The 26,342-nt window shown below is 56.1% G+C and carries 16 protein-coding genes and 4 pseudogenes; 14 read left to right on the top strand and 6 right to left on the bottom strand.

What is annotated here, in order from left to right; translation table 11 throughout:
• The 4 genes and pseudogenes from LB516_RS16160 to tnpB all read left to right on the top strand — a co-directional run.
• Nucleotides 1-82 (top strand): annotated as a pseudogene (locus tag LB516_RS16160) (transposase); the annotation flags it as partial.
• A gap of 282 nt (nt 83-364) precedes the next feature.
• On the top strand, nt 365-1,246 hold the full coding sequence (locus LB516_RS16165; RefSeq protein WP_224719964.1) for a hypothetical protein: 882 nt from the start codon (nt 365-367) through the stop codon (nt 1,244-1,246).
• A 238-nt stretch (nt 1,247-1,484) separates the two neighbouring features.
• A complete protein-coding gene (locus LB516_RS16170) occupies nt 1,485-1,865 on the top strand; it encodes a transposase (RefSeq protein ID WP_224719965.1) in 381 nt (126 codons plus the stop codon).
• 49 nt (nt 1,866-1,914) lie between these two features.
• A pseudogene (gene tnpB / locus LB516_RS29150) lies at nt 1,915-2,120 on the top strand (IS66 family insertion sequence element accessory protein TnpB).
• On the opposite strand, the gene LB516_RS16180 reads toward tnpB, so the two are convergent.
• Nucleotides 2,117-2,962 carry an IS110 family transposase gene (locus LB516_RS16180; RefSeq protein ID WP_224719966.1) on the bottom strand — a complete coding sequence of 282 codons (846 nt, stop codon included), beginning with the start codon at nt 2,960-2,962 and terminating at the stop codon, nt 2,117-2,119. The pseudogene tnpB and the gene LB516_RS16180 overlap by 4 nt on opposite strands.
• 75 nt (nt 2,963-3,037) lie before the next feature.
• On the opposite strand from LB516_RS16180, the pseudogene LB516_RS16185 reads away from it, so the two are divergent.
• A pseudogene (locus tag LB516_RS16185) lies at nt 3,038-3,603 on the top strand (IS66 family transposase); the annotation flags it as partial.
• Between the two features lie 312 nt (nt 3,604-3,915).
• On the opposite strand, the gene LB516_RS16190 reads toward LB516_RS16185, so the two are convergent.
• The 4 genes from LB516_RS16190 to LB516_RS16205 form a co-directional block, all read right to left on the bottom strand.
• Nucleotides 3,916-4,446, bottom strand: a complete 531-nt coding sequence (locus LB516_RS16190) for a hypothetical protein (protein ID WP_224719967.1) — start codon at nt 4,444-4,446, stop codon at nt 3,916-3,918.
• 2 nt (nt 4,447-4,448) lie between these two features.
• Nucleotides 4,449-4,775, bottom strand: a complete 327-nt coding sequence (locus LB516_RS16195) for a hypothetical protein (RefSeq protein ID WP_224719968.1) — start codon at nt 4,773-4,775, stop codon at nt 4,449-4,451.
• Nucleotides 4,776-5,029: 254 nt separating this feature from the next.
• Nucleotides 5,030-7,387: a DUF262 domain-containing protein gene (locus LB516_RS16200; RefSeq protein ID WP_224719969.1), complete on the bottom strand. Its 2,358-nt coding sequence runs from the start codon at nt 7,385-7,387 to the stop codon at nt 5,030-5,032.
• Nucleotides 7,387-9,174 carry a DUF262 domain-containing protein gene (locus tag LB516_RS16205; RefSeq protein ID WP_224719970.1) on the bottom strand — a complete coding sequence of 596 codons (1,788 nt, stop codon included), beginning with the start codon at nt 9,172-9,174 and terminating at the stop codon, nt 7,387-7,389. The genes LB516_RS16200 and LB516_RS16205 overlap by 1 nt, the downstream gene beginning before the upstream one ends.
• 970 nt (nt 9,175-10,144) lie before the next feature.
• On the opposite strand from LB516_RS16205, the gene LB516_RS16210 reads away from it, so the two are divergent.
• Nucleotides 10,145-14,299, top strand: a complete 4,155-nt coding sequence (locus tag LB516_RS16210) for a hypothetical protein (protein WP_224719971.1) — start codon at nt 10,145-10,147, stop codon at nt 14,297-14,299.
• 505 nt (nt 14,300-14,804) lie between these two features.
• Here LB516_RS16210 and LB516_RS16220 read toward each other — a convergent pair.
• Nucleotides 14,805-18,155 carry a TM0106 family RecB-like putative nuclease gene (locus LB516_RS16220; RefSeq protein ID WP_263492568.1) on the bottom strand — a complete coding sequence of 1,117 codons (3,351 nt, stop codon included), beginning with the start codon at nt 18,153-18,155 and terminating at the stop codon, nt 14,805-14,807.
• Between the two features lie 210 nt (nt 18,156-18,365).
• Here LB516_RS16220 and LB516_RS16225 point away from each other — a divergent pair, with 210 nt between their 5' ends.
• The 8 genes and pseudogenes from LB516_RS16225 to LB516_RS16260 all read left to right on the top strand — a co-directional run bounded on the left by LB516_RS16225 (nt 18,366) and on the right by LB516_RS16260 (nt 26,319).
• Entirely contained in the window at nt 18,366-18,695 is a 330-nt protein-coding gene (locus tag LB516_RS16225) for a hypothetical protein (RefSeq protein WP_224719973.1), read from the top strand.
• Between the two features lie 44 nt (nt 18,696-18,739).
• Complete coding sequence (locus tag LB516_RS16230) at nt 18,740-19,237, top strand: helix-turn-helix transcriptional regulator (protein WP_411969403.1); 498 nt, start codon at nt 18,740-18,742, stop codon at nt 19,235-19,237.
• A gap of 78 nt (nt 19,238-19,315) precedes the next feature.
• On the top strand, nt 19,316-19,720 hold the full coding sequence (locus tag LB516_RS16235) for a hypothetical protein (protein ID WP_224719974.1): 405 nt from the start codon (nt 19,316-19,318) through the stop codon (nt 19,718-19,720).
• A 42-nt stretch (nt 19,721-19,762) separates the two neighbouring features.
• Nucleotides 19,763-21,039: pseudogene (locus LB516_RS16240) on the top strand (DUF2130 domain-containing protein).
• A 62-nt stretch (nt 21,040-21,101) separates the two neighbouring features.
• Nucleotides 21,102-23,786: an ATP-binding domain-containing protein gene (locus LB516_RS16245; protein ID WP_224719975.1), complete on the top strand. Its 2,685-nt coding sequence runs from the start codon at nt 21,102-21,104 to the stop codon at nt 23,784-23,786.
• 686 nt (nt 23,787-24,472) lie between these two features.
• Nucleotides 24,473-24,973: a BrxE family protein gene (locus tag LB516_RS16250; protein ID WP_224719976.1), complete on the top strand. Its 501-nt coding sequence runs from the start codon at nt 24,473-24,475 to the stop codon at nt 24,971-24,973.
• Between the two features lies 1 nt (nt 24,974).
• Nucleotides 24,975-25,763, top strand: coding sequence for a BrxA family protein (locus LB516_RS16255; protein WP_224719977.1), 789 nt, complete (start codon nt 24,975-24,977; stop codon nt 25,761-25,763).
• Nucleotides 25,744-26,319 (top strand): BREX protein BrxB domain-containing protein, encoded by a 576-nt coding sequence (locus LB516_RS16260; RefSeq protein ID WP_224719978.1) that lies wholly within the window; start codon nt 25,744-25,746, stop codon nt 26,317-26,319. The genes LB516_RS16255 and LB516_RS16260 overlap by 20 nt, the downstream gene beginning before the upstream one ends.
• Nucleotides 26,320-26,342: the final 23 nt, after the last annotated feature.

Here is a 26,342-nt window from a genome sequence, read left to right on the forward strand (position 1 = left end):
GAAGGCGGGCGATTTGGCTCGCAAGCACGGGGTCTCGGAGGCGACGCTGTATAATTGGAAGGCGAAGTATGGCGGGACGGACGCGTGAAGCTCGGATAGGCGATGGCACGCTTATTCGTTAGCGATGATCTGGACAGCTATGAACATGTGCCCAAAGTGGTCGTCCTGTGATGCTGGCACAATCAGGGGCCTGAGTGATTATCCTGTCCAGTTCCTCACTAAATGCTGTCCGGCCTGCACGTTTTGTGACAAACTCGACTTCCGGCCGTGCCGGTCGAATTGTCTCGGGCCGCAACCTTCAGAAGCAACACGAGCGTTTGGCTGTTCGGATTGAGCCTTCAATGTGTCAAGGAAAGATCGGCCCATGGCAACTCTTCCCAGCGCAAAGCATCTTTTTGGTATAATTGATCATATCTTAGAAGAGCCGAGCGTCTGGTCGTTGTCGTTTCGCGAGATGAATGAGGTGTTTATAACATTTTTCCAATCAACGTACGCTGAGATTTCGGCAAATGAGGGTCGGGCGTCGGTGTTGGCAATCCAGGCAATCGAGAGAGCGGTTGTAACACTGGACGAGTTATACGAGATGGTGCGCGCTAAGTCTAATTTGTACGACAAACGTTTTATCTCGCTAAATGAATTTATCGAGGGTCTGACAACCTCTCTAGTTCACAACTTTGGAGGAATGATCAAGTCTGACCAATTGCGGTTTGACACCTTTACGGGACTGCTGTCAGAAAGCACGAATCACCCAACGGTGGCTAATATTTTTTATTTTTTTATGACAAAGGGATACTTTACAACATGCACTCCGGAATCCGTCAAACGGCTGGTTTCAAGATTCTGGGATGTAGCCATGTCTGCGGAGGAAATACAGGCGTTTAGAAACAGCGGTAAAGCGCTCCCTTGGTATATGAGGCGAGTGGAAAAAATACTTGAGGAGCGCATTTTCGGAAGCGAATCGGAATTTCGTAATCGGTTCGAGTTGATCAGCAAAGAAGTCGCCGCGGAAAGTGATGTGGTCAAGAGCAACCGTATCCTGCATACTATGAGTATTTTTGGTTTTTCGTGGGAGAACGGTGCGTCGTTTCAAACACTGGCCACCCATGACCATCGGGTCCCCACAGGAAAGATTGGCGCTCTCGATGGTGGCGAGCATTCAGTTCCAGCCAATTTGTCCAGAGCAAAATCGATAATGTTAGGCATTGTACAGTTGGTCATTCGGCCGCTATTCCGGCACAAAACGTGACGTTAGGGTATCGTTGCCCCTTGAAGCGTACGTAGGGAGAGCAAAAACCCACTGTGTTGGCGAACTGGCAAGCGTTGTGAGTGCCACGCGATGAGCGGCTTCAAGCCGTGAGCGCTTCGAAAGGAGCCCTCAATGAGCGGAGCGATGCCAAGGGTATCGAAAGTGAGCGCTGTTGCGGCACCACCTTTCGCGCGTGGTCGTGAGCCACGATGCTCGGAGCCTTTGAGGGCTTCGACACATGACGATTTCAGAGCTTACGCTTAAGTCCAGGGACGAGGAGCCGGTTCGACGGCTTGAGATATTCACGGGTTCTGGACGGCGGCGCGGATGGTTGCCGGAGGAGAAGGCGCGGATCGTGGCGGAAAGCTACGATGCTGGCGAGACCGTGAGCGCGGTGGCCCGGCGATATGCATTGTTCCCGCAGCATTTGTTCGCCTGGCGCCGGTCCGCGCGGGTGCCGTTGGCGAATGCGCCGGCATCGGAGCCGTTGTTTATTCTAGCAGTGGTCGCGGCACAGGAGCCCGAACCAGGGGGGAAGCGCGCGAGATCGAGCTGCAGATTGACGGCGTCGCCATGCGGGTCGGTCGTGGCGCCGACGCCAGGACGGTGGCGGCGGTGATCCGTGCGCTGAAGGCGCCGTCGTGATTGGGCCGACGGGTGTGGTCAAGGTGTTAGTCGCGACGAAGCCGGTGGACTTCCGCAAGGGGGCCGAGGGTCTGGCGACGCTGGTGCGCGACACAATGGGCGCTGATCCGTTCTCTGGGCGGTCTACGTCTTCAGGGCCAAGCGCGCCGACCGGGTCAAGCTCGTCTACTTCGACGGCACCGGCGTGTGCCTGCTGGCGAAGCGTCTGGAGGACGGGAAGTTCTGCTAGCCTGCCATCACCATGGCGTGGTGAGGTTGTCGGCGGTGCACTTGCAGGCGCTCCTGGAAGGGTTGGATTGGCGGCGGGCTGCTTGGGCACCAGTCCGAGCCACGCGGAAAATGACGGCGTTTGCGGTCGGCCGGATCACGCATGGACGAAACCAAGGCACTCGCGGTGACAACGCCAACCCCGGGTATGGTCATCAATCGCCTGCAGGCGCTGGAACCTCTCGCGACGGCAACCAAGTTGCTGTCGATCCGGGCGAGTTTGGTCTTCACCTCTCTTAGTTGTTCGACGAGATAACGCAGCGCATGCCGCGCCACAGCCGGAATACGCGCTTCCGATTCATCTTCGATCAGAACGGTGAGAAGGCCGATGTTGTGTGCCCGGTTCGGACCAATTACCCCGAATTCGGCCAAGTGACCGCGGATCGCGTTGATCAACTGGGTTCTCTGGCGGATCAACATCGCCCGAACTCGGTGGATGACCAGGATCTCCTGCTGCATCTCTTCCTTGATGGGAACGAAGCGCATCGTCGGTCGCGTGACTGCTTCGCAGATCGCCTCGGCATCGGCGGCATCATTCTTATTGGTCTTTACGTAGGGCCGAACGTATTGCGCAGGGATCAAGCGGACCTCGTGTCCCATACTGCGCAGCAGCCGACCCGAGAAATGTGCACCCGGGCAAGCTTCCAGCCCAACCAAGCAGCTCGGAAGGACGCGAAAGAATTGCTCCACGTCATCACGCCTGAGCTTCCGTCGTACAATTTCTCTCCCATGCTGGTCAGCCCCGTGAACGTGAAAGACTGATTTGGCAATGTCGAGGCCGACCACGTGAACTTCATCTCGCATGGCAGTCTCCTTCTGTTTGACCACGCCCCATACTCCTCGCCACAGGACGGAAGCGGAAGGGGGAGTCCATGCCATCATGTGCGCCGCCGCTTTTACGAACTGGCCCAGTCCGGACCCGCGCCGATCGCCACGGAGGCGCTCCAGCGTATAGCCGAGCTCTATAAGATCGAGAGCGAGATATGGGGACGCTCGCCCGAAGAGTGGCGCACCGCCCGGCAGGAGAGAAGCCGCCCCGTCATCGATACCCTCCAGCCATGGCTGCGCGAGAAGCTCGCCCTGGTTAGCCAAAAGAGCAAGCTCGCCGAAGCTATCCGCTATCCGCCCGTGCGCTGGACTGGACTTGGCCGCTTCCTCGATGAAGGCCGCGTCGAGATGTCGAGATCGACTCGAACGTCGTTGAGCGCTCGATCAGGCCAATCGCCCTCAATCGCAAGAATGCGCTCTTCGCCGGTTCCGACGGCGGTGGCGAGCACTGGGCGACCATCGCCTCGCTCGTAGAAACCGCGAAACTCAACGGCGTCGACCCGTACGCCTAGCTCGCCGACATCATCACCCGCATCGTCGCCGGCCATCCGCAAAGCCAGCTCGATGACCTGCTGCCCTGGGCCTATGCCCCCGCGCCACTCAAGGCCGTGGCCTGAGAACAGCGGTTACACAAAATCCCACATCGCGTTCCGAAATTCCTCCAGCTACCCGAGTTACGAACGACCAGGACCAGGCCAATCCGGACGCCGAGCACTTCCCTGGTTCAAAGTCGAACGCTCAGGCTTGTCGGGAGGACCAATGAGCAGCGTGCGGGCTGCTTTTCTAACTTGGGGCTGGACGCTCCCTCAACGAATGGTGGCAGTGATATCGAGGGTGTCGCCGTTGGCCTTCTTCGACGCATTGTCTGCAAGTGGTGCGACAGAGCGGGCCGCTCGATTGGAAACCGGTCGTCTACGTGAGACACCCTCTCATTGCGCCTTCGCCACCGCAGGCTGTGAAGGCGTATCGTCCAACCCGATCGATTTGCGATATTTCTTTATATTCGCTTCTCTAGTGGCCGAAGCCACCTGCGCTCGCCAGGACAGAGAGATCTGCTCATTTTCGACCCTTGCTCTGGAGCCGTAGCCGATGCCGGCCGAAAATGATACGCAAAGCATCACAACAGACACGGCCGATGTGATCGCGGATCGTCCTCCCCTTGACACGAGGTACACTCCAACGCCGCCTACCAAGCTCAAGATGGCGGGGAGTACGGCGCCGACGGCTGACTCTCGGCTTAGGCTTGTCACAAAGCCTACCGTGACTCCGAGGACAGCAAAGGGGAATCCGAAAAACAACGCTTGCGCCAGTGCGACCTTATTGACATCCCGCCAACGCAAGAACAGGCCGACGACCCAAAACAGCAGCAAAATAATTGCAGCAGAGACCAGAAAACTACACAGCGCAACAGCTATCATTATCAACGCCGACGTCGCTGCAGAGTAGCTATAGTCGATCATTGTCACCCCGAAACAAGGTTGTTCCAATTCGTGCTGAGATCGCCAAATGGGCTCAGGTGTAAATAGTTTTTGGGAACATAGGCTTCGCACAGGGCACCCGGTGCACAAATGGGGCCCAGGTTGTCGCATTTGCTAAGATTTTGCATCTCATCGTTAGACAGTACGACGTTTTTGTCCATTTTCTGCTGCAGCGAGGCGCATTGGACCAGTTCTTGCTGATCCACTTTCGGTGCGGTTTGGCCCGGTCCGGTTTGCGATGTATCTTGGGCACACGCGCCGGCTATTGAAGAGAAAAATACTATCGCTATGCCCACAGTGCGAAGTTTCATGGCTGCCCCCAATAAACTCGGTCGACGCCTCTTGCTATTGTTGATCAGATTTTAGCAGATTAGGTGCTTGGATGCCAGGCATGGGGTGGATGAATCATGACGCCATCAGATATAATGGCGCTGCGAGACCGCCGAAGGTCTACTCCCCTTCGACCACTATAGCCGCAGGGCCGTAGCCATTGGACGATCAAAAAACGTCAGTGTGAAAGACTAATTTCACACTGAGAAGCGTGAGACAGACGTTCGCGGTCGCTTCAGACGGTGTGATCCTGAAGCAGTGGGGTAATTGCGGCGTCGAGATCTAGGACGGCTGATTTTAGCTGATCGCGCTCGACCGTTTTGGTCCAGTAACCGTCCTCAATAACAAATCCCTCTAGCACTAGAAGGTCTGCCACAGATTTGGCAGGTGATTCAGGATCGTAAAGCCAAAGATGGTATGGGCCGTCTTCCTGCTTCGACTCCGCAAGAAAGGCGTACTCGATGTCGCCAATCTGCGCATTCAGCCCAAGTTCCGGTTCATCCGCTGAGAAAGTTTCGTAGTAGTCGGGTTTTAAGGAGATCGACTCTCCCATTGCGGTCAGATCAGCGTGCAGGCAATACGTGTATAACTCCGCATGCGCCCCGTTCATCTGTGACCTTCTGAGCGGATAGATACCTTCGTCGTTGAATCGGATCATTCGCTCACCGCAATATTGGTAGATCGCCGGAGTATCGATGATGGCACGACGCCAATCGTCCACATCAGGTTGACTGTCGATGATCTGTTTGAGCATCGCCTGTGCATCGGTTGGCTCATCCAGCCGATCCCATAGATCTTTCAACACATCGCCTTGATAGTCGCCAGCACCGGCCAGTCGCAGGAGGCGCTTCCAACTACCCGGTCCTTCTTTCAGTCCAGGGAGTGCATGATTCCTGCCCACGGGCAAAAGAATGTCGCCCACCGCCAGCAACGCAAGTTCCCAAGCTCGTCCCGCTGCCCCCGCAGAATGGAGGTCCTTCAACATTTGGCTGGCGCAGGCAAAATAATGTTCGAAGCTTGGCACAACCTCTTTCGCCCTCGATAAGTCGAGTGAAGCGACCTCGGTACGTTCATCATCAAAACCCAGCTCGGAAAACCTGAGCAGGAACCCGATTTGCCCTTTTAGGTAATCATGCCGCTCGGCTCGCATTATACGGCTAGACCACCCGTCGCCTAGGTTGATTAAATGGGCCTTGAGCCGCTCTTCGGCCACTTGTGGTTGAGAAAAGCCCCTGATGTCTGCATCTGGTTTGACCAGGAACGTGTTGATCTTGGTCATCCATGGCTTCAGATCCGCTAGACCCGAAAGACTACGTCGCAGATCGTCGGGGCGGTTGTAATCGGTATTGATCACGAGATTGAAGACCACCCGCATCCAGTCCCCGAAGGCGTTCTTGTCTATTTCCTCTCCATAAGCGACGATAAACTGAACGTAGCCTGCGAAGAGGGCGAGATCCTGGAAGGTCAGTCTGGCTGGGTCGCCGATCATTTGCTTGAAAATCGCCGACAGATCGAAGGGGCTATCATCCGGCAGATGCGCTGGCAGTTTACCACCCTGCTTGCTCCAACTTTCCAGAAGGGAGATCAAGGCGACAACAAAATTTCGGTCGAGCCAGTTCTTCTCGTTGAACGCGGTAAAGGTATTGGGGACCGAGCCCCTGAGATCAGCGATGTCGGCATTGGTGGGGTCGATGATCTCAGGGTCGCGAGTCACGAGAATGACCACCCGCAACACATTCATGATGGCATTGTCGAATGTCGCCGTGGCATCATCTTTGTAGGGCCAAAAGAAGTCCGACCATTCCTTGTCCATGCGTCTGGCAAAGAAGTCGGCGAGCGGCAAAGAACCGCATAAGGGCAGCTGCAGGCTACTGAAATCGCCCTTTAGACGCTGCTCGAACCGGGCCTTGAACGTCTCAAATGACGTGAGTGGTTTCCCGCGCGCATTCATCTTGATGTAGAGCTCATCGGAAAGATCGAAGCGCTGCAGATCAAGGAGTTGAAAGGTTATTGCTGGGTTTTCGTCGTCAACGAGCCGGTCATAGAGTTCGGCTGGCTGGCCGAACACTTCATGCATTGCCCCAAGCATTTCAAGCGCCGAGCGAATTGTCTGATCGAACTGCCAGCTTCGAACGTACCATGGCTGGTCCTTGATAAGGGCAACTAGGTCGCATTCAGCCATAAACTGCCCAGGATCGAAATGGGCCATCTCATCGACAAAGTCCTTACTGCTGGGACGCACTTGGTAACCGAAGCGCGACTTTCCGCCCTCCACGAGGCGCTTGCGGAAGTCGGCGAGCTTTCCGTCCACCCATGCAAGGTACCAGTGCAGCAGAAACAGCGTGGTCAGCCGCTGCTGCCCATCGAGCGGCTGGAAAGCGTTGCCAACGACGCTGCCGTAGACGAAGTCGAGGTCGAGAGGCAGGCGCGGATCGTCAGCGGGAAGCAACAGCGCGCTATGCAGAGCTCTGAGGAATTCGTTGCGAACCTCCTTTTGATCAGCCCGCCCTTGGGCGTAGTCCCGCTGAATGATCGGGATCTGTACACGCCCATGGTGTGCGATGAATTGGGTGAAGGTAGTCCTCGAGTCCATCACACGACCTCCGACAAAACCAGAAACCTGGTCAGCGTGTGGCAAATTGCGTTGAAATAGGCGTTGGCGTCGTCCTTACTCCAGAAGGTCACGTTGCCGACGGCCGAGCTGTAGCATTTGAGGAAGACGTTCCGGGTGCAGAGGGGCACGAAGGTCCCCGCCTGATCGTTCTTGAGCAGGATATCGCGTTTGACGGCAAATACGGAATTCCTGTAGCCCCTGTTGGTCCGGCTATCGAGAAGGGTAAGGTTTGAAAGCGCGTTGTCGCCCCCCTCCTGTCCTTCCTTGAAGTAAGACAAGATCGCTCCGTCGATTTTTTCGAAGGTCAGCTCAGCCGGCCTAATGGTGTCTTCGTCGAGGTATTGAGAAATCGCATCAGCCAGTTCCGCTGCTTCAGCGGCGTTATCCGTGCGCAGATAGGCCAAGCAATGCTGCAGCCATGCCTTCTGCGCTGGGGGATTATCCGGCCTCTCGCCGCTGACCGAGCGGATATGCTCGATGTCCCACGTGTCTTTCTTGAAGTTATCGAATTGAAATCTGATGTTGGATTTCTCATTCTCTAGCAGCGTAGCGATATTGAAGAATAGTAAAAGCTTTCGAGCCTTTTGCAGTTTTGTGTAACTCACCGTCCGGCATTGCTCGTCCACCTCCTGCCTGATCTCACTGGTCGAGAGGTCTCGGCGATTGTCGAATACCAACCTAAGGACGTGCTTTCGCAAGCCTGATCGGAAATTCCGCTTGGACGACTGGCGACTGTCTTCCAGGAGCGCTCCGATCTCCATCTCGCTACGAGGGCTGTGATGAAGAATGAAGCCAATTACATGATAAAGGTATCGGTCCTCATACCACTCCTCGAGCGCCAGAAAGATGTCGTTGATCCTTTTCCAGTTTTCTTCAGCGGTTCCGTCGCCCTTCAACGCGTCGGCGAAATGGGAGAATGCGCTGTGATCATCGCCGACATCCGGGCGGTTCCAGAGTTCGGAAGCCAGATTAAAGATGAGGCCGATTCGGTTCGCCGTCGTGCCAGAATTCTGCAGGAAATACCAAAAGGCGTCATCCTGCAGACTGTGCTCGATGCGGTCCCATTGATAGGCAATACGCAATTGAAGGCTACCAGTGGGATCATCCTTGGCTGCCCGCCTCAGAAACAGGGCACGGATCAGTTCGGCTTCTGTAAGGGGAATCTTGCCCACATTGAGTCGCGTGAAGGCCGCAACAGCGTCATCTTCGGGGGTAAGCTCATACCAGATCACTTTCACGTTCTGACCAATTTCGTCGTCATTCAGAAGATGTTGAATGAGCTTAAGCGCATGTGGCCGGCCGTGCTTGGACACCCATTCGTCAACGGCGCGCAAGGCTTCGCCAATGTGGTAGAAGTCGACATTCTCTCCGGCCCGACCCAGATCGATAGCACGCAGGAAGGTTGGGTCGCGTGTTTCATAATCGATTTGGAAATTGGATTTGTCCAGTATGGCGACAATGTCCTTGAGGTAGGACAGGATGACATGAATTGTGGTCAGGCGTTGCTGGCCATCGACTACCTCGTAGCGCCCGTCATTCATTTTTTTTACGACAAGCGGCTGCAGACAGTAGAATGAGGATTTGGGTCTGCCGTCGCTGGCCTGAATGAATTCCCAGATATCATCCAGCAGCTGAAATACCTGGATCTTGTTCCAGCGATATCCCCGTTGGTATGAAGGAATCCAATATTTCGCCTGGTTGCCATTTTCATCCGTCAACAGCCGACCGACCGACCGCAATTCAATGGCTGCATTTGGATCAGGCATATGCGGACTCCGAACGATAGGCGTTTTCATTTGGCGGAGTTTAAGGCGCAGTGCAACCGGGATGTTTGTCTTTCGGACGGCACGTCACCTATCCCCCACAATAAAAAACCGTCCGGCCGAAAATAGTCCATTGTGCGCTGTCTCAACTCCTTCTGCAGATCGCAAGCGTCTTGTCTGAAAGAATGAATACCAGCTCGACGAAGATGAGAGGGCGGCCGCCGATCAGCTGCTGGCAGATGATTTGCGTCGACATTTTTGGAATTCAGATATGTGCGAAATCGACATCAAAAAAAGCTACGGTCCCGTTTGCGGCTCCGCTTGGTCATCCGCGCGTCGCTGACCACGGGATTTGTCGGCACAGCGTGTAACGTCTTAAGTAGGAGGAGGGACGTTCAGTGTGAAAACCCAATTTCACACTGAGACCGTTACTCTGCCGATCGAAATGATCGTGGTTGAACAGGGGCCTTTGTTAAGGGTCTGCTACCATCTGTGATTCAAGCAACGTTAAATCCGGACAATTGATTTTCAAATACGGTTTCCGAACACCGAAGGCCTACGCATTGCAGCTGAATTGCACTCTTTGACGGTTGTCCTGTAAACAGTCGAACGTCTCCACAGCGCGGCAACTGAAGCGTAGCTGTGTGGTATGGCCGGCTTGCGCGAAGGTCATTGGCGACTTCGCCCACGTTCCTTTGCGTCATCGCGTCTACGAAAGCGGCGGGACGACAAGTTCGTTGCAGCAACGTGTTCTGTGCCTTGGCGAGCTCTAAAAGTCTCCGTAAGCGCCGATTAGGCAACTTGAACTGCGAAAGGCTTGCTTTGCGCACGGGCGGCATAAGTCGCTATTGGTTTCGTTGGCGGCGTAACGGAGTTGCCTATCCACTCTGAACTGTGAAACATTTCACTCAAGCGGGTCGCTGTCGAACTGCGTAGAACAGCGAAGAGGCTCTGGGCCATTTGGTAAAGACACATGAATATCCCTTCATCCCGTTTGAATGCCATTTCTGCCGGAGCGCACCTCACGACGCAGCCCGAGTTTGAAACTCGCACGGACGTTGTTCCTGAGCTATGGCAGTTCATTAACGGGCTTCGGTCTGATGATCTGGTCGCGGAACTGATCCAAAATGAAATCGATGCGGGATCCACTCACACGGTCCTCACATTCGAGGAGGATCGCTTCCTCTGTAGCGGAAACGGGAATCCCGTTGACGAAGATGGGTGGGAGCGGCTGAAATATCTCCGCGGTGCTGGCGATCTCGTGCCTCGTAAGCGCAGCATGATTGGCGTCAAGAACCATGGCTTGAAGGCCTGTTTCAAGATCGGGGATGACATTTTTATCCGATCGAATGGTCGCTATGCTCATCAGACGCTCTACAAAAACGGGCACGATAAGCCAGCGATACCGGCTGCTAGCCAAAACTATATGGCGGATCCGACAGCACCTCCGGGCCGTGGTACCGTGATCGAAGTCCGCTATCGACTGCGTAAGATAGAAGTTCAGCAGGGTGAGCCAATCATACTGGATATCTGCAGTCCTGAATTGTTGGCGAATATTTTCGTGGCGGCGGCCTCAGATATCCCAGCTCGTTTCATGGGAACGACCGTCCCGGGGCTACGTCCCAAATATACGCTCGACCTCGTTCACCACTCGTTTGGGAGAGTGCAGTTCACTTTCCAGGCCGGGCGGCCGACCGCTAGGCGTGGGCTTAAGATCTATAAACGTACATGCATTATCGAATCTGACGCGCCGATGGTGGCGAGCAGATCATTCCACGAAAGGGTAGTCTCGACTGAGTTGCCGGTTCCAAAGTCCGGCGGCGACTTTCCGGACTTTTATCGGGAAGGAAAACGAATTCGAATAGAAGTTGCTTGGCAAGAAGGTTCCGCAGGGAGGCCGGTTCCCACGCAAGGACATTTCCGATATCCCATAGCCTATGCCGATACTGGCGCTTCTGCATTTACTGGGATCGGTGCGCACTATTCGGCGCCCTTTGTTTCCGACACGGAGCGGCACGGCCTCGCTGAGGGCGCGGCCAAGCGAAATGGCGATCTCGTCGATGCCTGTGACCGGCTGTTAATCCGCGCGATCCGTGAAGCTCTCCCGAAGGCAGGACCTCGATCCCTTGACCTGTTGATCGACCCCGCTCATCTCTCATTGGAGCGTACTTCTATCCTGGTCGCCCTGGCGCTCGAGGAAAAAGCGTTCCCGACCTTGGGAAGGGCTGGCCCGCGACATCGGAAGCCGACGCCTCTTCAGCTCGTGGTGCCGATTGTCACCAGCGACGTCCTTGTCATCGACAAGGATTTGGCGAGCATCGTTCCTCGGGAATTCGAACAGCTCTCTCCAGGGGTACATCCGGAAATTGTAGGCCTTCTCACTTCGCGCACCATGAGCGGATATGGCGAGACACACATCGTTTTTGATGAGATGGACGCCTTGCTGCGCCTGCGAACCCAATTGGATGCGAATCCACGATTCCCCTGGGCGGACAAAGCCGCGTATGAGAAGGCAATCGGGGACCCGACCGTTGCTAAGATACACTTGGACGTCATATGGAAGCCTGTGGCGGCGAAACGAAAAGCCACGAAGACCAAGGTGCGGGTACCGAAGCTTCCCGACACGCTAGCTTTGCCGGGTGCGGACGGAAAGATCTACCCGGCCAATTCGATGTTCATTGGCTCCGATGTTCCCACTCGCCTCCCGGGAAACTTGGTACCTCGACTCGTCGATCCGACCCTGGCTGCACACCCTTTACTTGGACGAAACGGTTGGAACCAGCCAACGTTCACGTTTGATGAATTCCTGCTTAGTTTCTCGGGTGCGGACCGTCCCGCTGCGACACGTTTGGCGATGTTTGTGTGGGTTCGTCAGAACTTGAAGAAATTACAATCAACCGCATGGCCGGCCATTCGAAAGCTAGCGATCTGGCCCGACGCTAATGAAACACCCCTCAGGCTCGAAGATCTCTGTCTACCTGTCGACAGGGCTGTGGACAGCGTCCTAGGTGGTGCAATCCGGAGGCCTTCCAAGAACCTTCTAAGTTTCGCCTCGGCCGTAAAGCAACGGAAACTCGGTTTCTCCTTCCGGCAGCACCCTACACCCGAGGAAATCGGGGTTTGGATTGACGAAAAGATTCAAGATCTGCCCAGGGATCGTCCTCTCAATCCAGCCGAGCGAACCAAGTTCCGCAACTTTGAGGACGACCTGGTCCACCTTCTGAGCAGCGCCAACATCGCTGACAGCTTCCGTCGAGTGGCCGATCTGGTTCCGGCTTTGAACATGGACGGGAATCTGGCTCGATGCTCTGAACTTGTCCGCGATCACGGCACCGTCACATCTCTGAAGCTGCAGGCTTGCCATCTTATAGATCGCAAGCAGGTCAGCTTGGACAAGTACCTCCCGCCTTTGGACGGGCCCAATTCGGAGATGGTCAGGCTCGCACTCGATAGCGACCCACATAATTCCACCGCGCTCATCCCACGGCTTCGGATTCTGGGTGAAGGCGGGCAGCCTGACCTCGGCGTCAGCCATCTGCAGTGTATCCCGGTCCATGGTGAATTCCGGCGACCGAATGAGTTGGCGTTCAAGGGCAACAAGGGAAACTTCTGGGGCGATTGGCGAGATCAGATTGGCGGCACCGGTCTGTCCGATGTCGACCAGCGTCTCTATAGACGCGCTGGGGTGATTTCATCGGATCCGACTCCAGATACCTCGTTGGCGTTTTTTCGTTGGTTGGCAATGGATCCGTCCCGGGCGGCTCCGCACCTGCCTCAAATCATCAGACATTTTGCCAGCGAGAGTGGGCCTCGAGCATGGTGGGAGATCAATGACGGAGTACCGTGCCTGCCGGTTTATGGTCCCGGCGGGTATCGCGTGGTCAGCTACGGGGAGGCCACAAAAAAGAACTCACTGTGTTTCGTCGACGACTTCCTTGAGCTGGGAGAGGCGCTTCAGCTAGGAAAGACTGCGGTCGACTTGGTCGTGACACAGAGCGAGGGAGTTCGCATGTCGATTGCCGAGCACCTCCTCCAAGCGGGTGTGAAATCTCTGAGAGCCGCAGCAGGTCAGCCGAAATCGGTCAGGGGTTCCGGGTCGAGAGCTGCTCCTGATTGGGCAATGGACATCTTGAGGGAGTACCAGTCGCGTCGTGTAGCCGAAGATCTACAGAAAGCGTTGGTCGGGCTGGGCGTATCCTCCAGTCTCATTAACACTCGCTGGTACGGCCACATAGGATCAGTGAAGCAGGTACTCGGCGCCACGGAAGTTATCGCCACATACAAGTTTGGCAGGATCAACGCCTTTGCCTCAGTCCGACATGCATTCGACCCGGATTCAGGTACGCTTTGGCTCGCTGAGCGCGACGAGATCGAGATGGAGGATGCTTTCTTCGACGCCCTTGCGGAACGAATATTCGTCCCGAACGCGCCAGGTTACTGCGCTACCACATTGGAGCGTGCTCTCCGCGCAAGAATACGGCAAGCCGAACGTCTGCAAAGGCCTTCGTCAGCGGGAGAAGACGATGGCGACCCCATAGAGCAAGATGACGAAGAGGTGGGCGAAGCCCCCTCGGCTCACTACGACTGGAAACCGGACCCGTCCAAGAATGTTCCCAAGTCAGGACCAATTTCCAAAAATCCCGGAAAACCACAGGCCAGCACGAATCCTTCTTCGGGGTGGCGGCCCCAGAGGGCGCCGGTTCCTAATGAGGCGGAGCAGATCCAGCAGCTTAAGGAACGGTATGCGTGGCACTGCCAGGCAGCGCTGGCAACTAAGATGCCGGCTGCTCTCGCACCCGCCGGAAGCTACGTGGAGTACCAGGAAAACCGGAAACGCCTGATCGATGCGCACCATCCAGATCTGGTCGAAGCCGGCGGGGCTAGGCACGCGGGAAACATCATTGTTCTGTCCCATATGACTCACCATCAGTACGGGCGCCATCTCAGTCGTCAGAAAATCACGGACGCCTTGAGGGCGGGAGGAGTACCAAGGCAGATTAAATTTGGGTCCGGTAAGGATGTTGCAACCGTAGATGGCGTGGTTATCAGCATAAATCTGGCGACAAACTCATCTTTGTCCCTATATTTCACTGATTGGCACCGCAAATACTGGCTCGAAAAAGCTTGAAGTTGGGTCAGGGCTAGACCAATGCGCTGGCCGCACTCCATCTGTCACTCACATAGATCTACAGAACGTCTGGTTCTGGCGCAACGGGCTCGTTCTTGCAGTTGCAACGAACGGTCGAGGCTGGCAGCCTTTCGGGGCCTTCCGACGGTCCTACCTTTGATTGGGCATGCGCAATTGTACCCGCCTAAAACTTCAGCCGGCCTAACCTCTTGGCCACCGTGACCATCTGGCCGTCGTCGCTCATAACAAGATAGGTGTTCAGTCGATCGGCAAGCTGCGCGTATTGTCTTCCAAGATCGTCCTGAGCGCGAGCGCGAGACCGGCTGTCCATAAAGTAAACATCTGCGCCATGCCGACGCCTGCGCCGGCCGTATGCCAGGATCGCGTCCACTACTTCAGGTCTTATACCTCTCTGTTGGCATCGAGCTTCGGCATGACGGGTGTACATTTGGTCCTCCTCATTCAGCGATATCTGAAGGATAAGAGGGGAAGGCGACAGAACCTGTCATGCAGCAACCTCACCAGGCGCGAGCAAAGCGTTGAGGGTGCCTCCGGCCGACGGTCCAAAAGCATCGAGCGCGCAGAGGGTGTTAACTAAACGCATGTCGCTCACACTTGTGCATGGCACTTCCAGAAGCTTGGGACTGGCGAAGACCAGCGCAAGAATTTGGGCTCGCGAGATAGCGACGTTGATCCGATTCAGGCTGAACAGAAAGTCAACTCCGCGCGGAATGTCGTTGGGAGAAGAGGTTGTCATTGACACGATGCACACCGGCGCTTCCTGGCCCTGAAACTTGTCTACCGTCCCAACTCGCGCTCCGTTAGGAAGCGCAGCCTTGAGCGCGTTCACTTGGGCGTTGTAAGGCGCCACGATCAAGATGTCCTGAAGGGTCAGGGATCGTTCATTGCCGTCCCGATCGGCGAACTTCTCACCCAATAGGCGCCTCATCTCGTTGTGAATGGCAATAATTTCTTCGCGCGAGGATTGGCGGTTTCCCGCGTGAGTAACTTTGACCAGATGCACACCCGACGCACGTGCCGAGTCAGCTAGAAGGAGTCGCTGCCGAGCTGCGCGTTCATCTGACGTTAGGCGGCTCTCATAGACGTTGTCCGAGATGAACCGGCAAACCTCGGGGTGCATTCTGCGCGACACCGGAAGAAAGATGCCCCTGTCAGGTGGAACGGTGTTGTAGCCTGTGAGAAGATATTCGAGCGCCGACAGACCACTTTCATCCGGATGTGCGCCTTGTATCGGCTGCGGCAATTGCATGGGATCGCCGACGAGGACTACGTTCTTCGCGCAGGTTCCCATCGCCACGACGTTCGCAACTGAAACCTGGCCCGCTTCGTCAACGAAGAGATACTCGAAACTCTGCTCGAAGTCGGGGCGGGCAAACAGCCAAGCGGTACCGCCGACAACCGATGCCGAAAATAGCTCAGCGTCATCGTTCTTGGACGTGTGGTGAATTGCAGATTGATACTCTGGGCTGAAGCCCTCCCCGCCCTTCTTGGCCACGCTTACTGACCTGCCGGCTTCCTTGGCTCGGTCCAGGACAGCGCAAAGAAGATTGTCAACCGCTTTATGGCTATTGGAGGCCACAGCAACACGCTTCCCGCGGACCACAAGATCGAGGATTGCGCATGAGCTGACATAGGTCTTGCCGGTACCCGGCGGGCCTTGAATGGCCAAGCTAGTACGATCCAAGTCACGGATCGCGGCCACGGCTTCGGGTACCACCCCAAGGGCGGGATCAATTATGCTGGCCAGCCTGCCGTTACCCAGGAAACGGGGTTTCGACCGGTTGAGAAAATCTGAAATCGCGGGATAGCGCCTATCATTGGAAACAATGGAGTCGACGACACGGCGGATAGCCCCCTCGATCACGCGCGTGTCCAGTGGTCCGGACGGCAACAGCGAAGTTGTCGCAGGAGCAACGTCAAACTTGGTCTTCGAGAATTTTACCTGTGCCGTTCTGGCAGGCCGACCCAGATCAACCACCGAAACGGATACCGGATATCCCTCGACTTCGACGTGACAGCCTCCCAGGTCCAGCTTCGTCTCCTGTTCAGGGAACGAATAGGTGCGCTGCCAATAGTTTCCATCATCGATTGTGGCCGAAACCGCTGTGAGTGCCCCGATGCATTCGAGGTCCTCAATAAGCTCCTCGGGGTCCTTGCCCATCTTGTCAAAGATCGACCACCAAGCAGGTTTTTTCTCTCGCGGGTGGAAATAGCTCAGATCGAAGAGCAGGTCGGGGAGCCTGTCGCCGCATCGGGCACGCACCGCATGCAACCTTCGGCGGAGTTCATCAGCTTCGGTTTGTTCTGCAGCGACACTTTCGAGATTGAAACCCGAGCTTGCATCTGCGGTCCCAAGAGGCCGCCAGGACATGTCTAATGGTCGCACCGTCGAGACCAGCCAGTCGCGGAGCATCTGCGTGGAGATGCAGTCGATCCGGTTGTAGTCTCGGATTTCATCTAGGATCTTCCGGTCGTTGGTCTCCCGCCATTTTTCGTAGGCAACCACACTGCCTCCGGCGGTGGTCACCTCGCCGGTCCGTGCTTCCATGTAGAAAACTTCCAGGTTCTTCAGCGAGTAGCGCGGTTCCGACGCAATCAATCCGCCGGACACTACGCTGTAGAGATCAACGAACCTGCTCTCCCTTAGCATCTGATCCAGCAGCGCTTCCCCTACGCCGTGACTGCTCGTGAGCTGACGCAGCGCAGAAACCTCATACGCAGCGTAGTGATAGATGTGGGCGTTTGGAAAATACTGTAGGCGGTGCTCGAAGAAAGCCATCAGCTGCCGCAGCGCCTCTTTCTCTTCGGCTCGATCGTGCGCCCAGAAATCTCTGAACTCCGCGATACCTTCGTTGTCGAGCCAGATCCCGTGGAGATATTCCAGTCCGCCCTCGTAGAAGGGGTCGCCTTCAATGTCATAGAACAGGTCTCCGGGGTCCGGCTTTGGAAGCAGAGCCAGACCCCGACTCGGGTCTAACTGCTTGAGCTCAAAGGAGGGTGGACCTCCAGCCCGCCGAGCCGTCTGCAGTCTCGCCTGGGTTGTCAGCCTACCTAGTGTGGTTTCCGCCATCTTCGGCACCCGCTCTTCACGCCGCCCAAGCGCAGCCATAGTGAGGACACCCGCATCAATCAGCTTGCTCCGCTGGCTCCTGGAAATGCCGGCTACAAGAGCAAGGCTGTCAGCTTCCTCCCAGTACGATTTGCAAACCTCGCGCCAGCGGCACAGGCCACACATCTTCACTGGATCAGGAGATGTTTCGTGCGGGTCGGCGACCTCCAGCCGTCCCCGCGCATGGCGGACATAGGCGGCGTAATCCTTGAGCCTGAAGGAGAAGCGCTCACCATTGCCCAACTGGATATGCGCAAATTCAGGCTCGATGCCTTGGGCTTCTGACAGAAGGTCCGAATACAGAACAAGCTGGAGGATGTGCTTCGGGTCGGGCTTCCGCTTCAGCTTGGTGTCCACGACTTCATACGAGAACGGACCGAGCAGCGACGGCTTGTCTATTTTGATAAGGAAGTCAGACCAACCACCCCACGGGGGAGAGAAGAAGGCGCCTTGGAACAGGACGTCAGCACCCTCGTAAAGGGCCGCCTGGGTCGCCTTCGCCGCAACTGATAAGTCCATGTCGCGATTGAATTCGATAGTGCGTAGGCCTTCGCCACGGAGCTTCGAAAGATAATCCGCTTCGTGTGCATCACCGTAGCGCTGGAGTATCTTTGCGTCTTCGGTGTCCTCTGCCGGCGCCAACGGCTCGCCCCGCAAGTAGCGCAGGTCCATCGCCGTCGCGTGGTTACAGCCCATGAACCGCATCAGGTCCGATGCGGAAAGCAAAATCTCCGAGCCTTTTTTTCTACTCCCCGCTCAATCCTAATAGAACCGTAAGCACTGATCGTGACAATAGCTGTCACCCGGATCGGTGAAGATCGTGTCATTTGAAAAGGCACAGCAATTGATTGAGCTCGCAACGTTTGTTGCGGCTCGAAGAATGGGCGTGACACTTGACGATGTCGGCGATCGGTTCTGCGTCTCCAAGCGCAGCGGATGCTGCACACTCTCGAATTTCAGTTTCCTGACACTCGACCCAGCGTAGATGAAGATGGGCGTAAACGTTGGCGATTACAGACAGGGGCGTTACGCGACCTGCTTACGCTAACTCCTGATGAACTGGCGGCGATGGACCTATCGATCGAGACCCTGGAACGGAATGCTCAAGGGCTGGAGGCAGACCACCTTCGTTCTCTGCGAGAGAAGATATTGGCGCTGGTGCCGGACAACCGGATCGCCCGCTTGGAAACTGACTATGAAGCGTTGCTTGAGCCCAAGGTCTCGCAGCGCGCCCGGGGCCTACGACAAGGCTGGCGCCGGGAGTAGGATCCACCATTGCTACGGCGCTGAAAGGATCGCAGCGGCTAAAGATCGTCTACCAATCCCGCGGGTCGGCAGCATCAAGCGAGCGAGTGGTTGAGCCTTACGGAGTCCTGATCGGAATTCGGCGGTACCTAGTGGCGAAGCCAACGACCGATCCCGCGGGAACGCTCCGGCATTATGTGGCTGAGAAGATCGAAAGTGCGGAACTGACAGGGGAGGTCTTTGAACGCGACCCCGGCTTCGACATCCACGCGCACGCAAAGAAGGCGTTCGGGGCTTTCCAGAACGACAGTGAATTTGGGGAAGTTGTCTGGAGGTTCAAACCTGACGCAGCTCCGCACGCGCGAAGTTTCCTGTTCCATCCGGATCAGGTGCTGGAGGACCAACCTGACGGCTCGCTCATAGTGCGCTTCTCTGCGTCGGGGCACCTCGAGATGTGCTGGCATCTTTATATGTGGGGCGACAAGGTAGAAGTGATAGGTCCCCAAGCCCTGCGTCAGATGGCGCAGGAGTATCGGCGATCGGATTTCCCGTCGTTTCCATAATCTGGCGATCTATCCTTCCGAATCATGCAACGTGCATGTCCAGTAGCTTGTGACAGGTTTTGTCACGGGACTATGGCAATGAGCACGCTCCTGGCTGTTTCGACGGCGGGCGTGTCAAGGAGCATTGAGTTTATGGTTTACGAGAGTGTGCTAACCTACGGGAATTTCGGGAAATCTGTTGCCAACAACCACTTCTATATAACTAGCTTCATTCACCAGCTGCCTGCTGACGTGTTCGGCGGCAGCACCAAGGATAAGCCGGCGCCGCGCAGGATGCTCCTTGAGTACGGCTCCCTTCAAACGGAAACCGACGTGCCTACTACCAAGGCCGGCAAGCCACGGCTCTTCTTTCGCGATCGAGCGTTCGTCGCCGACTTCTTTCGGCACACTATGGCAGAGCCGGGCGATGTAGTCGTCCTGGAACGGCTATCTGACTATCACCTGCGGTTGTCCCTGAGGAAGCAAGGCTCAGCCGCAGCGTGAGAAAGCGGTTGTAGAAAAGGCTCGAAGGAAAGGGAGGGCAAAATGGAACCGACGATCTGCTGTCCGAAATGCAAGACGGAAATCAAGTTGACGGAGTCTTTGGCGGCCCCATTGATCGACGCCACGCGGCGGGAATTCGAAGAGCGGCTGGCAAACAAGGATTCCGAAATCGGAGCGCGCGAAGAAATGGTCCGGCGACAGTTGGAAGACGTCGCGATTGCCAAGGAGTCTGTTGATGAACAAGTGGCAGCAAAGCTTGCTGCCGAATGTGAGCGGATTGCGGCGGAGGAGGAGAAGCGCGCCACACTTAAGGTTTCATCGGACCTGGAGCAGCGTGCAAAGGAAATTGGCGATCTGAAGGAACTGCTCCAGCAGCGCGATAAAAAATTGGGGGAGGCGCAGAAGGTCCAAGCAGAGACGCTCCGCAAACAAAGGGAGCTCGATGACGCTCGTCGCGAATTGGAACTAACTGTCGAACAGCGTGTGCAGGACTCGCTAGTCAGCGTTCGCGACAAAGCGAAGAAGGAGGCGGAGGATGGCCTTCATCTAAAGGTCCGCGAGAAGGAGGAGCAAATCAGCTCAATGCAAAAGCAGATTGAGCTTTTGAAGCAGCGAGCCGAGCAAGGATTGCAACAGCTGCAGGGTGAAGTCCAAGAAGTGGAATTTGAAGCGCTGCTGCGAAAAAAGTTTCCACGTGACGAGATTGAACCGGTGGGAAAGGGCGAATTTGGTGGCGACATCATCCAGCGGGTGATGGGACCGACGTCGCAGCTGGCCGGCACGATCCTATGGGAGATCAAGCGCACCAAGAACTGGAGTGGCAATTGGCTGGCAAAACTGCGGGACGACCAGCGCGCCGCCAAGGCAGATGTGGCGCTTATTGTGTCGCATGCCCTTCCGCAGGGATGGAGAATTCATTCGACCTCATTGACGGCGTTTGGGTGACCGAACCGCGGTGTGCGGCCCCAGTGGCCATGGCGCTGCGTGAATCGCTCATTTCCTTGCTTGGCGCCCGCCATGCCGGCGAAGGCCAGCAGACCAAAATGGAGATGATTTACGAATATCTGACCGGTCCGCGTTTTCGGCATCGCGTGGAAGCAATCGTCGAGAAGTTCACCGACATGCAGGAGGATCTCGAAAGGGAGCGCAAGACCATGACGAGATTATGGGCGAAGCGCGAGCAGCAGATCCGCGGCGTGGTTGAGGCTACGGCCGGGATGTATGGTGACCTTCAGGGCATTGCGGGGCGGAATCTCCAGGTCATTGAAGGACTCGATCCGCTGATGATCGAGAATTCGCTTGTGGGCGAATTTGAGTAGAGTTTCTGGCGATGGGCAGATATAGCATTGCGGCGACAATATGTACCGGGGGGTGCGCACACGTGTCAGGCAATCAAGAAGAAATCCAACGTGTTTCTGAAGACACGCTAAACATCCTTGAGAGGATTTCCTCGGCGGCGAAGAAAAAGCTGGGTGAGCCATATACAACAGGGCCATCGGCACTCGCGAACCTCAACACCTTGACGTCAAGCGAGGCGATTAGGGCCCTCGGCGCCATAGATGGCGCGAGTCGGCGCAGGCTGGAGACGCTCGCGCGCGAGCCTGCCATTGCCCGCGTCGTGGTGCTGTCGGACGAAGAAGAAATCCTGATCTATTATATTTGCCGAGACACTCCGGACGATAGTCCTGGCAATGGTAGGAAACTCGCTGGCCGCAATTCGCCGGCCGGCCGGTTGGCGTCGCTAAGTGTGGGGCAGCAGTTCGAAATCTCTACGCCGGGCGGCGGTATTTCTGGAGAAATCCTCGAAAAGGCCATCCTTCATCCCCTTTGGGCCGATAGCCTTTGGGATTCCCGCCAATCGATTCTGGCTGGCAAATCCTACGGACCTGTCACGGTTACTTCGATGCGCGATGCGTTAGCGCGAAGCGCGCCTACAGATGGTGACGATACGCTGCTGATGGAAATCATCGCAGCCGATGAACGCGCTACTAACATCATCGACGGAATTCGTCGCAGCGTTATCACAAAGATGGGCCTTCGGGATCAGCCGATCCTTGATCACTATCAAGATGAAATATTCAGGCTCCCACTCGACACACAACTCCTGATCGTCGGCCCACCTGGGACTGGAAAAACGACGACCTTGATACGCCGCCTCGGACAGAAGCTTGACCACGAATACCTTGACGACGACGAACGTCAGCTGGTCGAAGCTACTCGGACAGCTGGGACTCCTCATCACGCTAATAGCTGGATGATGTTCACGCCGACTGAACTCCTGAAGCTATACCTTAAGGAGGCATTTGCGCGGGAGAACATAGCAGCACCCGATCAAAAAATTTCAACCTGGTCACGATTTCGGTTGGACTTAGCCCGGAACCGTTTTCGGATTCTGCGAACGTCGAACGGCGGTGGTTCCTTTGTTCTCAAAGAACACGAGTCGTTCTTGCAGCCGAAGGTTATTGCGCATCAGACAAGTTGGTACGACGAATTCGAGGCTTGGCAACAGGAAGAATTTTGGAGCGATCTACGAGACGCAGCCAAGACATTGAAATGCGCTTCTAATGCGAGCGCACTACGACTTTCAGCATCGCTTTCGACAATTGCCACAGGTTCTCAATTAACTTCGATCGCTCGGGGTATCGGGGCGCTGGTCGGATCTGCCCCTACAGTTGATGAGCTCTTGCAAAGCTTGAAAGGAGAGACAACAAATGCGCTTCGTCGCAGCCTCACGGTGCAGCTGAATCGGAATCACAAGTTCCTCGATGAGCTAGCGGTGTTCCTGAATGGGTTGAGTTCCGCTGACGAGGAACTCGAGGAACAGGATGGAGAGGATGAGGATGATCAGACGCAATCGCCACGCACGGCGATTGCGGCGGCGGCAGCCGCCTATATGCGCAATCTTCGTGCGCAAGCCCGAGCAAAGTTCGCGCGCCGTGTCCTGAGCAAGACTTCGCGTACCGGGCTTATCGCAGATTGGATTGGTAAACGCGCTCTATCTGAAGCCGACTTGCGTCAGGTTGGTGAAAGTCTCCATACTCAAGCGGCGCTGCGCAAGTTTACGACCCCAGTTCGCCGGTATCTCGATGGGGTTGCAGGGCGGTATCGCCGGTTCCGGCGCCTACGCCAGACCGAAGGCAACTGGTACGTCGATAAAATTCAAGCAAACGATGTGGATCCGCTTGAGGTCGATCTGATGCTGCTCTGCATTATGCGCGCAGCGTCTGATCTGCTGCAGGACCGCTCGATCCGCCGCAATATCGGCGATCCAGCATACGTTTTCCTAAAGGACTTCATTGGCCTAACGCGTAATCAGATCATGGTCGATGAAGCGACTGATTTTTCACCCGTTCAGCTTGCTTGCATGGGTGCGTTGTCCAACCCAGACATTCAGTCTTTTTTTGCCTGCGGTGATTTCAACCAACGCATTACCAGCTGGGGCAGCCGGTCCATCGACCAGGTACGTTGGGCTTTGCCACACATCGAAGTCAGACCGATCGAGGTCAGCTATCGCCACAGTCGCCAACTCAATCACCTTGCAAAGGAAATTGTGCGACTTTGTTCGGGCGAGTCCATTGATGTGATCTTGCCCTCGAATGTCGACAACGAAGGCGTCGCACCTGTGCTCGGGACGGGGCTCAGCCAGCTCGACGATGTCGCCGATTGGCTTGGCACCCGAATAGCGGAAGTCGAGCAGTTCACAAAGCCGTTGCCATCCGTCGCCGTACTTGTGAACTCGGAGGCGGAAGTTGGCCCGTTGGCGGACAAGCTACAAACCGTGCTCTTGGACCAAAACCTAAACGTCGTCGCATGCTACAAAGGCCAGCTTGCCGGACAGGAAAACGACATCAGAGTCTTTGACGTTCAGCACATCAAAGGGCTCGAATTTGAGGCGGTATTTTTTGTCGGGATAGACACGCTGGCTGCAATGCAGCCAGAGCTATTTGACAAATACCTGTATGTTGGCACTACGCGTGCGGCCACGTATTTAGGGTTGACCTGTGAGGGGTCTGAGCTTCCAACAAAGCTCCAGCCGTTGAAAGATGCCTTCATCAACAACTGGTGAGCGATTCGGTGCGACGCTTTGGCCTTGGAGGGACGCTCCAGTGGTGGCTCGCGGCGAGCTGCGACTGGTTCCTCGGCTCGGGCGAGAATAAAGTCAATTCCACTCAGGGGTGGCCGATATGAAAAATGATGCATCCAGTCAAATCGAGACTGTCTCGCTACCCAACGTAGAATCGCTGACCAGCCAAGTGCACGGAGGCGTCTGACAGCTGATCGTGGGACTTCTGCCGGGTAAAATGCTCATAAAGTGGGCGGGGGAGCTTAGCTTGTCATACGTTCGGAATTTATCGATCCGCGTGCTTAGCGCGGCTGGAAGTGGGATGGGCATGTTTGTGATAATCCGGAAGGCAACAGTGCTTGCCTCGCGATCCGCCGCCAATCCTTCGAAAGTATCGAGTCGCAGGAGCGGACGCCTTGCCTTCGCTCCAGCGCGACGTTTTTGAGCGTGCGGGCGCATAACGCATAACTTTGAAAGCTTGATGGCCTATGATCATCGAATCGCCCATTGGTCGCATTTTGATTGCCGACGAGGTTGCTGAACGATCGGGAGAAAGAAGATCCTCGGCAGCAGCATATTATCGCCTCGAATAGCGACGAGGTGCAGCGAGCGCTCGAGCTGACGAAGTTGGCTCAACTAGGACCCAAAGAAGCGATCGAGATCGCCAAAGTTGAGTAGGGGACGGTGGAATGCGGGAGTCTCATCTTTCGACATTGCTGCACACGAGGTTGCTCGTCGCGTACCTGGGCGAGCGCGCTCAGTTCGCCTGGTGGCCAACAGCGTTCTATGAGCCTTCGGGACGGCTCTTTCTCGAACCAGTCTTTCCGAGGACGTCGCGGGTCGCACAGTATCATGGAGTCGTCGAAGCCGCCCGGCGACTTCACGACGAGCATTTGAGCGTCGGGTCTTACCATCTGTTCCGCATGCCCGAAGAGGTAGAGCAGGACCTGCACGGCCTGATGCAAAGTGGTCCTGACCAGGCGCCTGCCTCTAATGCTCTTCGAGACAAGGAAGCTGCTCTCGATGCACTGAGCACGCTAGCGGGCGCGAATGCACCTGATGGCGTCGGGCCCATCTTGATAGGAAATGTTCGGGACGTCAGCTCCGCAAGCGTCGTGGAGGCGATTGCCGCCATTTACCGCGCGGCCTTCTCACGCAATGCAAAAGCTTACCCCTACCTCGTCAGATAGAATGAGCGATCACGCACCCTACACGACACAGTTGCAGGCAGGCCTCGGCCTAGTAAACGAGACCAAGGCCCTGCTTGATCTTTGGGCGCCGGGCATGTCGGCGGCTCAACTCCATCGGATCGCGTTGGATTCCGGCCGATTCCCGAATGTCACAGCGCGCCGACTCCGAAACATCGTGGCCGAATGCTTCGCTCCTCGCTATCTGGTGGCAGGTGCTGCCCCTGCCACACATTTGAAGCAACTCTCGGGCTCGCTTGCCGTCGGCGAAGTAATGCAGCTGATGCTGATCTTCACGAGCCGTGCCAACCTCATCCTCGGAGACTTTATTCGCCAGGTCTATTGGCCGCGCTACGTCGGCGGGTACGGTGAAATCACCAATGAGGATGCGCGCGCCTTCGTGCAGCGGGCGATCGACGATGGGAAAACGTCCAAACGCTGGTCCGCGACGACCGTGCGCAGAGTTTCCGCCTATTTGACCGGTTGCTGCGCGGACTACGGCATGCTGGAGCGAGGCTCTCGCTCGGGCCGTCGCATACTGCCGTTTCGGATATCTACGGCGGCGGTCGCCTATTTGGCGTACGATCTGCACTTTTCCGGCATAGGAGACAATGCCCTTCTGGCCCATGAAGACTGGCAGCTCTTTGGATTGGCCCGTGAAGATGTGACGGAGGAAATGAAGCGCCTTTCCCTCAGGGGCCTTGTGATTGTCCAGGCCGCTGGCGACATCGTTCGGATAGGCTGGAAACAACCGAGCATGGAGACACTTTGCGATGTCCTCTCTCAGGGCTGATTTCGACGAGCTTCGCGAACGCGTTCGACATGGCCGCGAGCTTGGTCACGCTAGCTTCGAGCCCGTCTATTACCTGATCTTCCCTCCCGACCAAATTCTCGAGGTGAAGCGCCAGACCCCCGCTTGGGAGGCGAAGCTCCATCAAGAAGGGTGGGATGTACGCGTCTTTTCGATTGCGGATCAGCTTTGGGCCATCCTCGAGAGCGATCCATTGTGGTCGCTGTGCGTCTCGGAAGACAAAGCCTCTCCGCTGGATTGGGCGCGCACGAACAAATCCTTGGCCGATATCGTGACCTCTGGCGGAGGACTGCGGCGGCGGCTGGAAGAGACCCTCGAGCCACTCCAAGGAAGGCCGAATGCGCTTCTCCTGGTGACTGACTTGGAAGCCCTTCATCCGTTCCTGCGCATCGGCGTCATAGAAAGCCAACTCCAAGGGCAATTTCATGTGCCGACAATATTCCTGTACCCAGGAGTTCGAACCGGCAAGACACGGCTAAAGTTTCTCGGTTTCTATCCGGAGGATGGTAACTATCGCTCCGTACACGTTGGCGGTTAGAGACCGAGGAAGTTCAAGGACAG

Source organism: Mesorhizobium sp. CO1-1-7 (assembly GCF_020164885.1).
Classification (GTDB): domain Bacteria; phylum Pseudomonadota; class Alphaproteobacteria; order Rhizobiales; family Rhizobiaceae; genus Mesorhizobium; species Mesorhizobium australicum.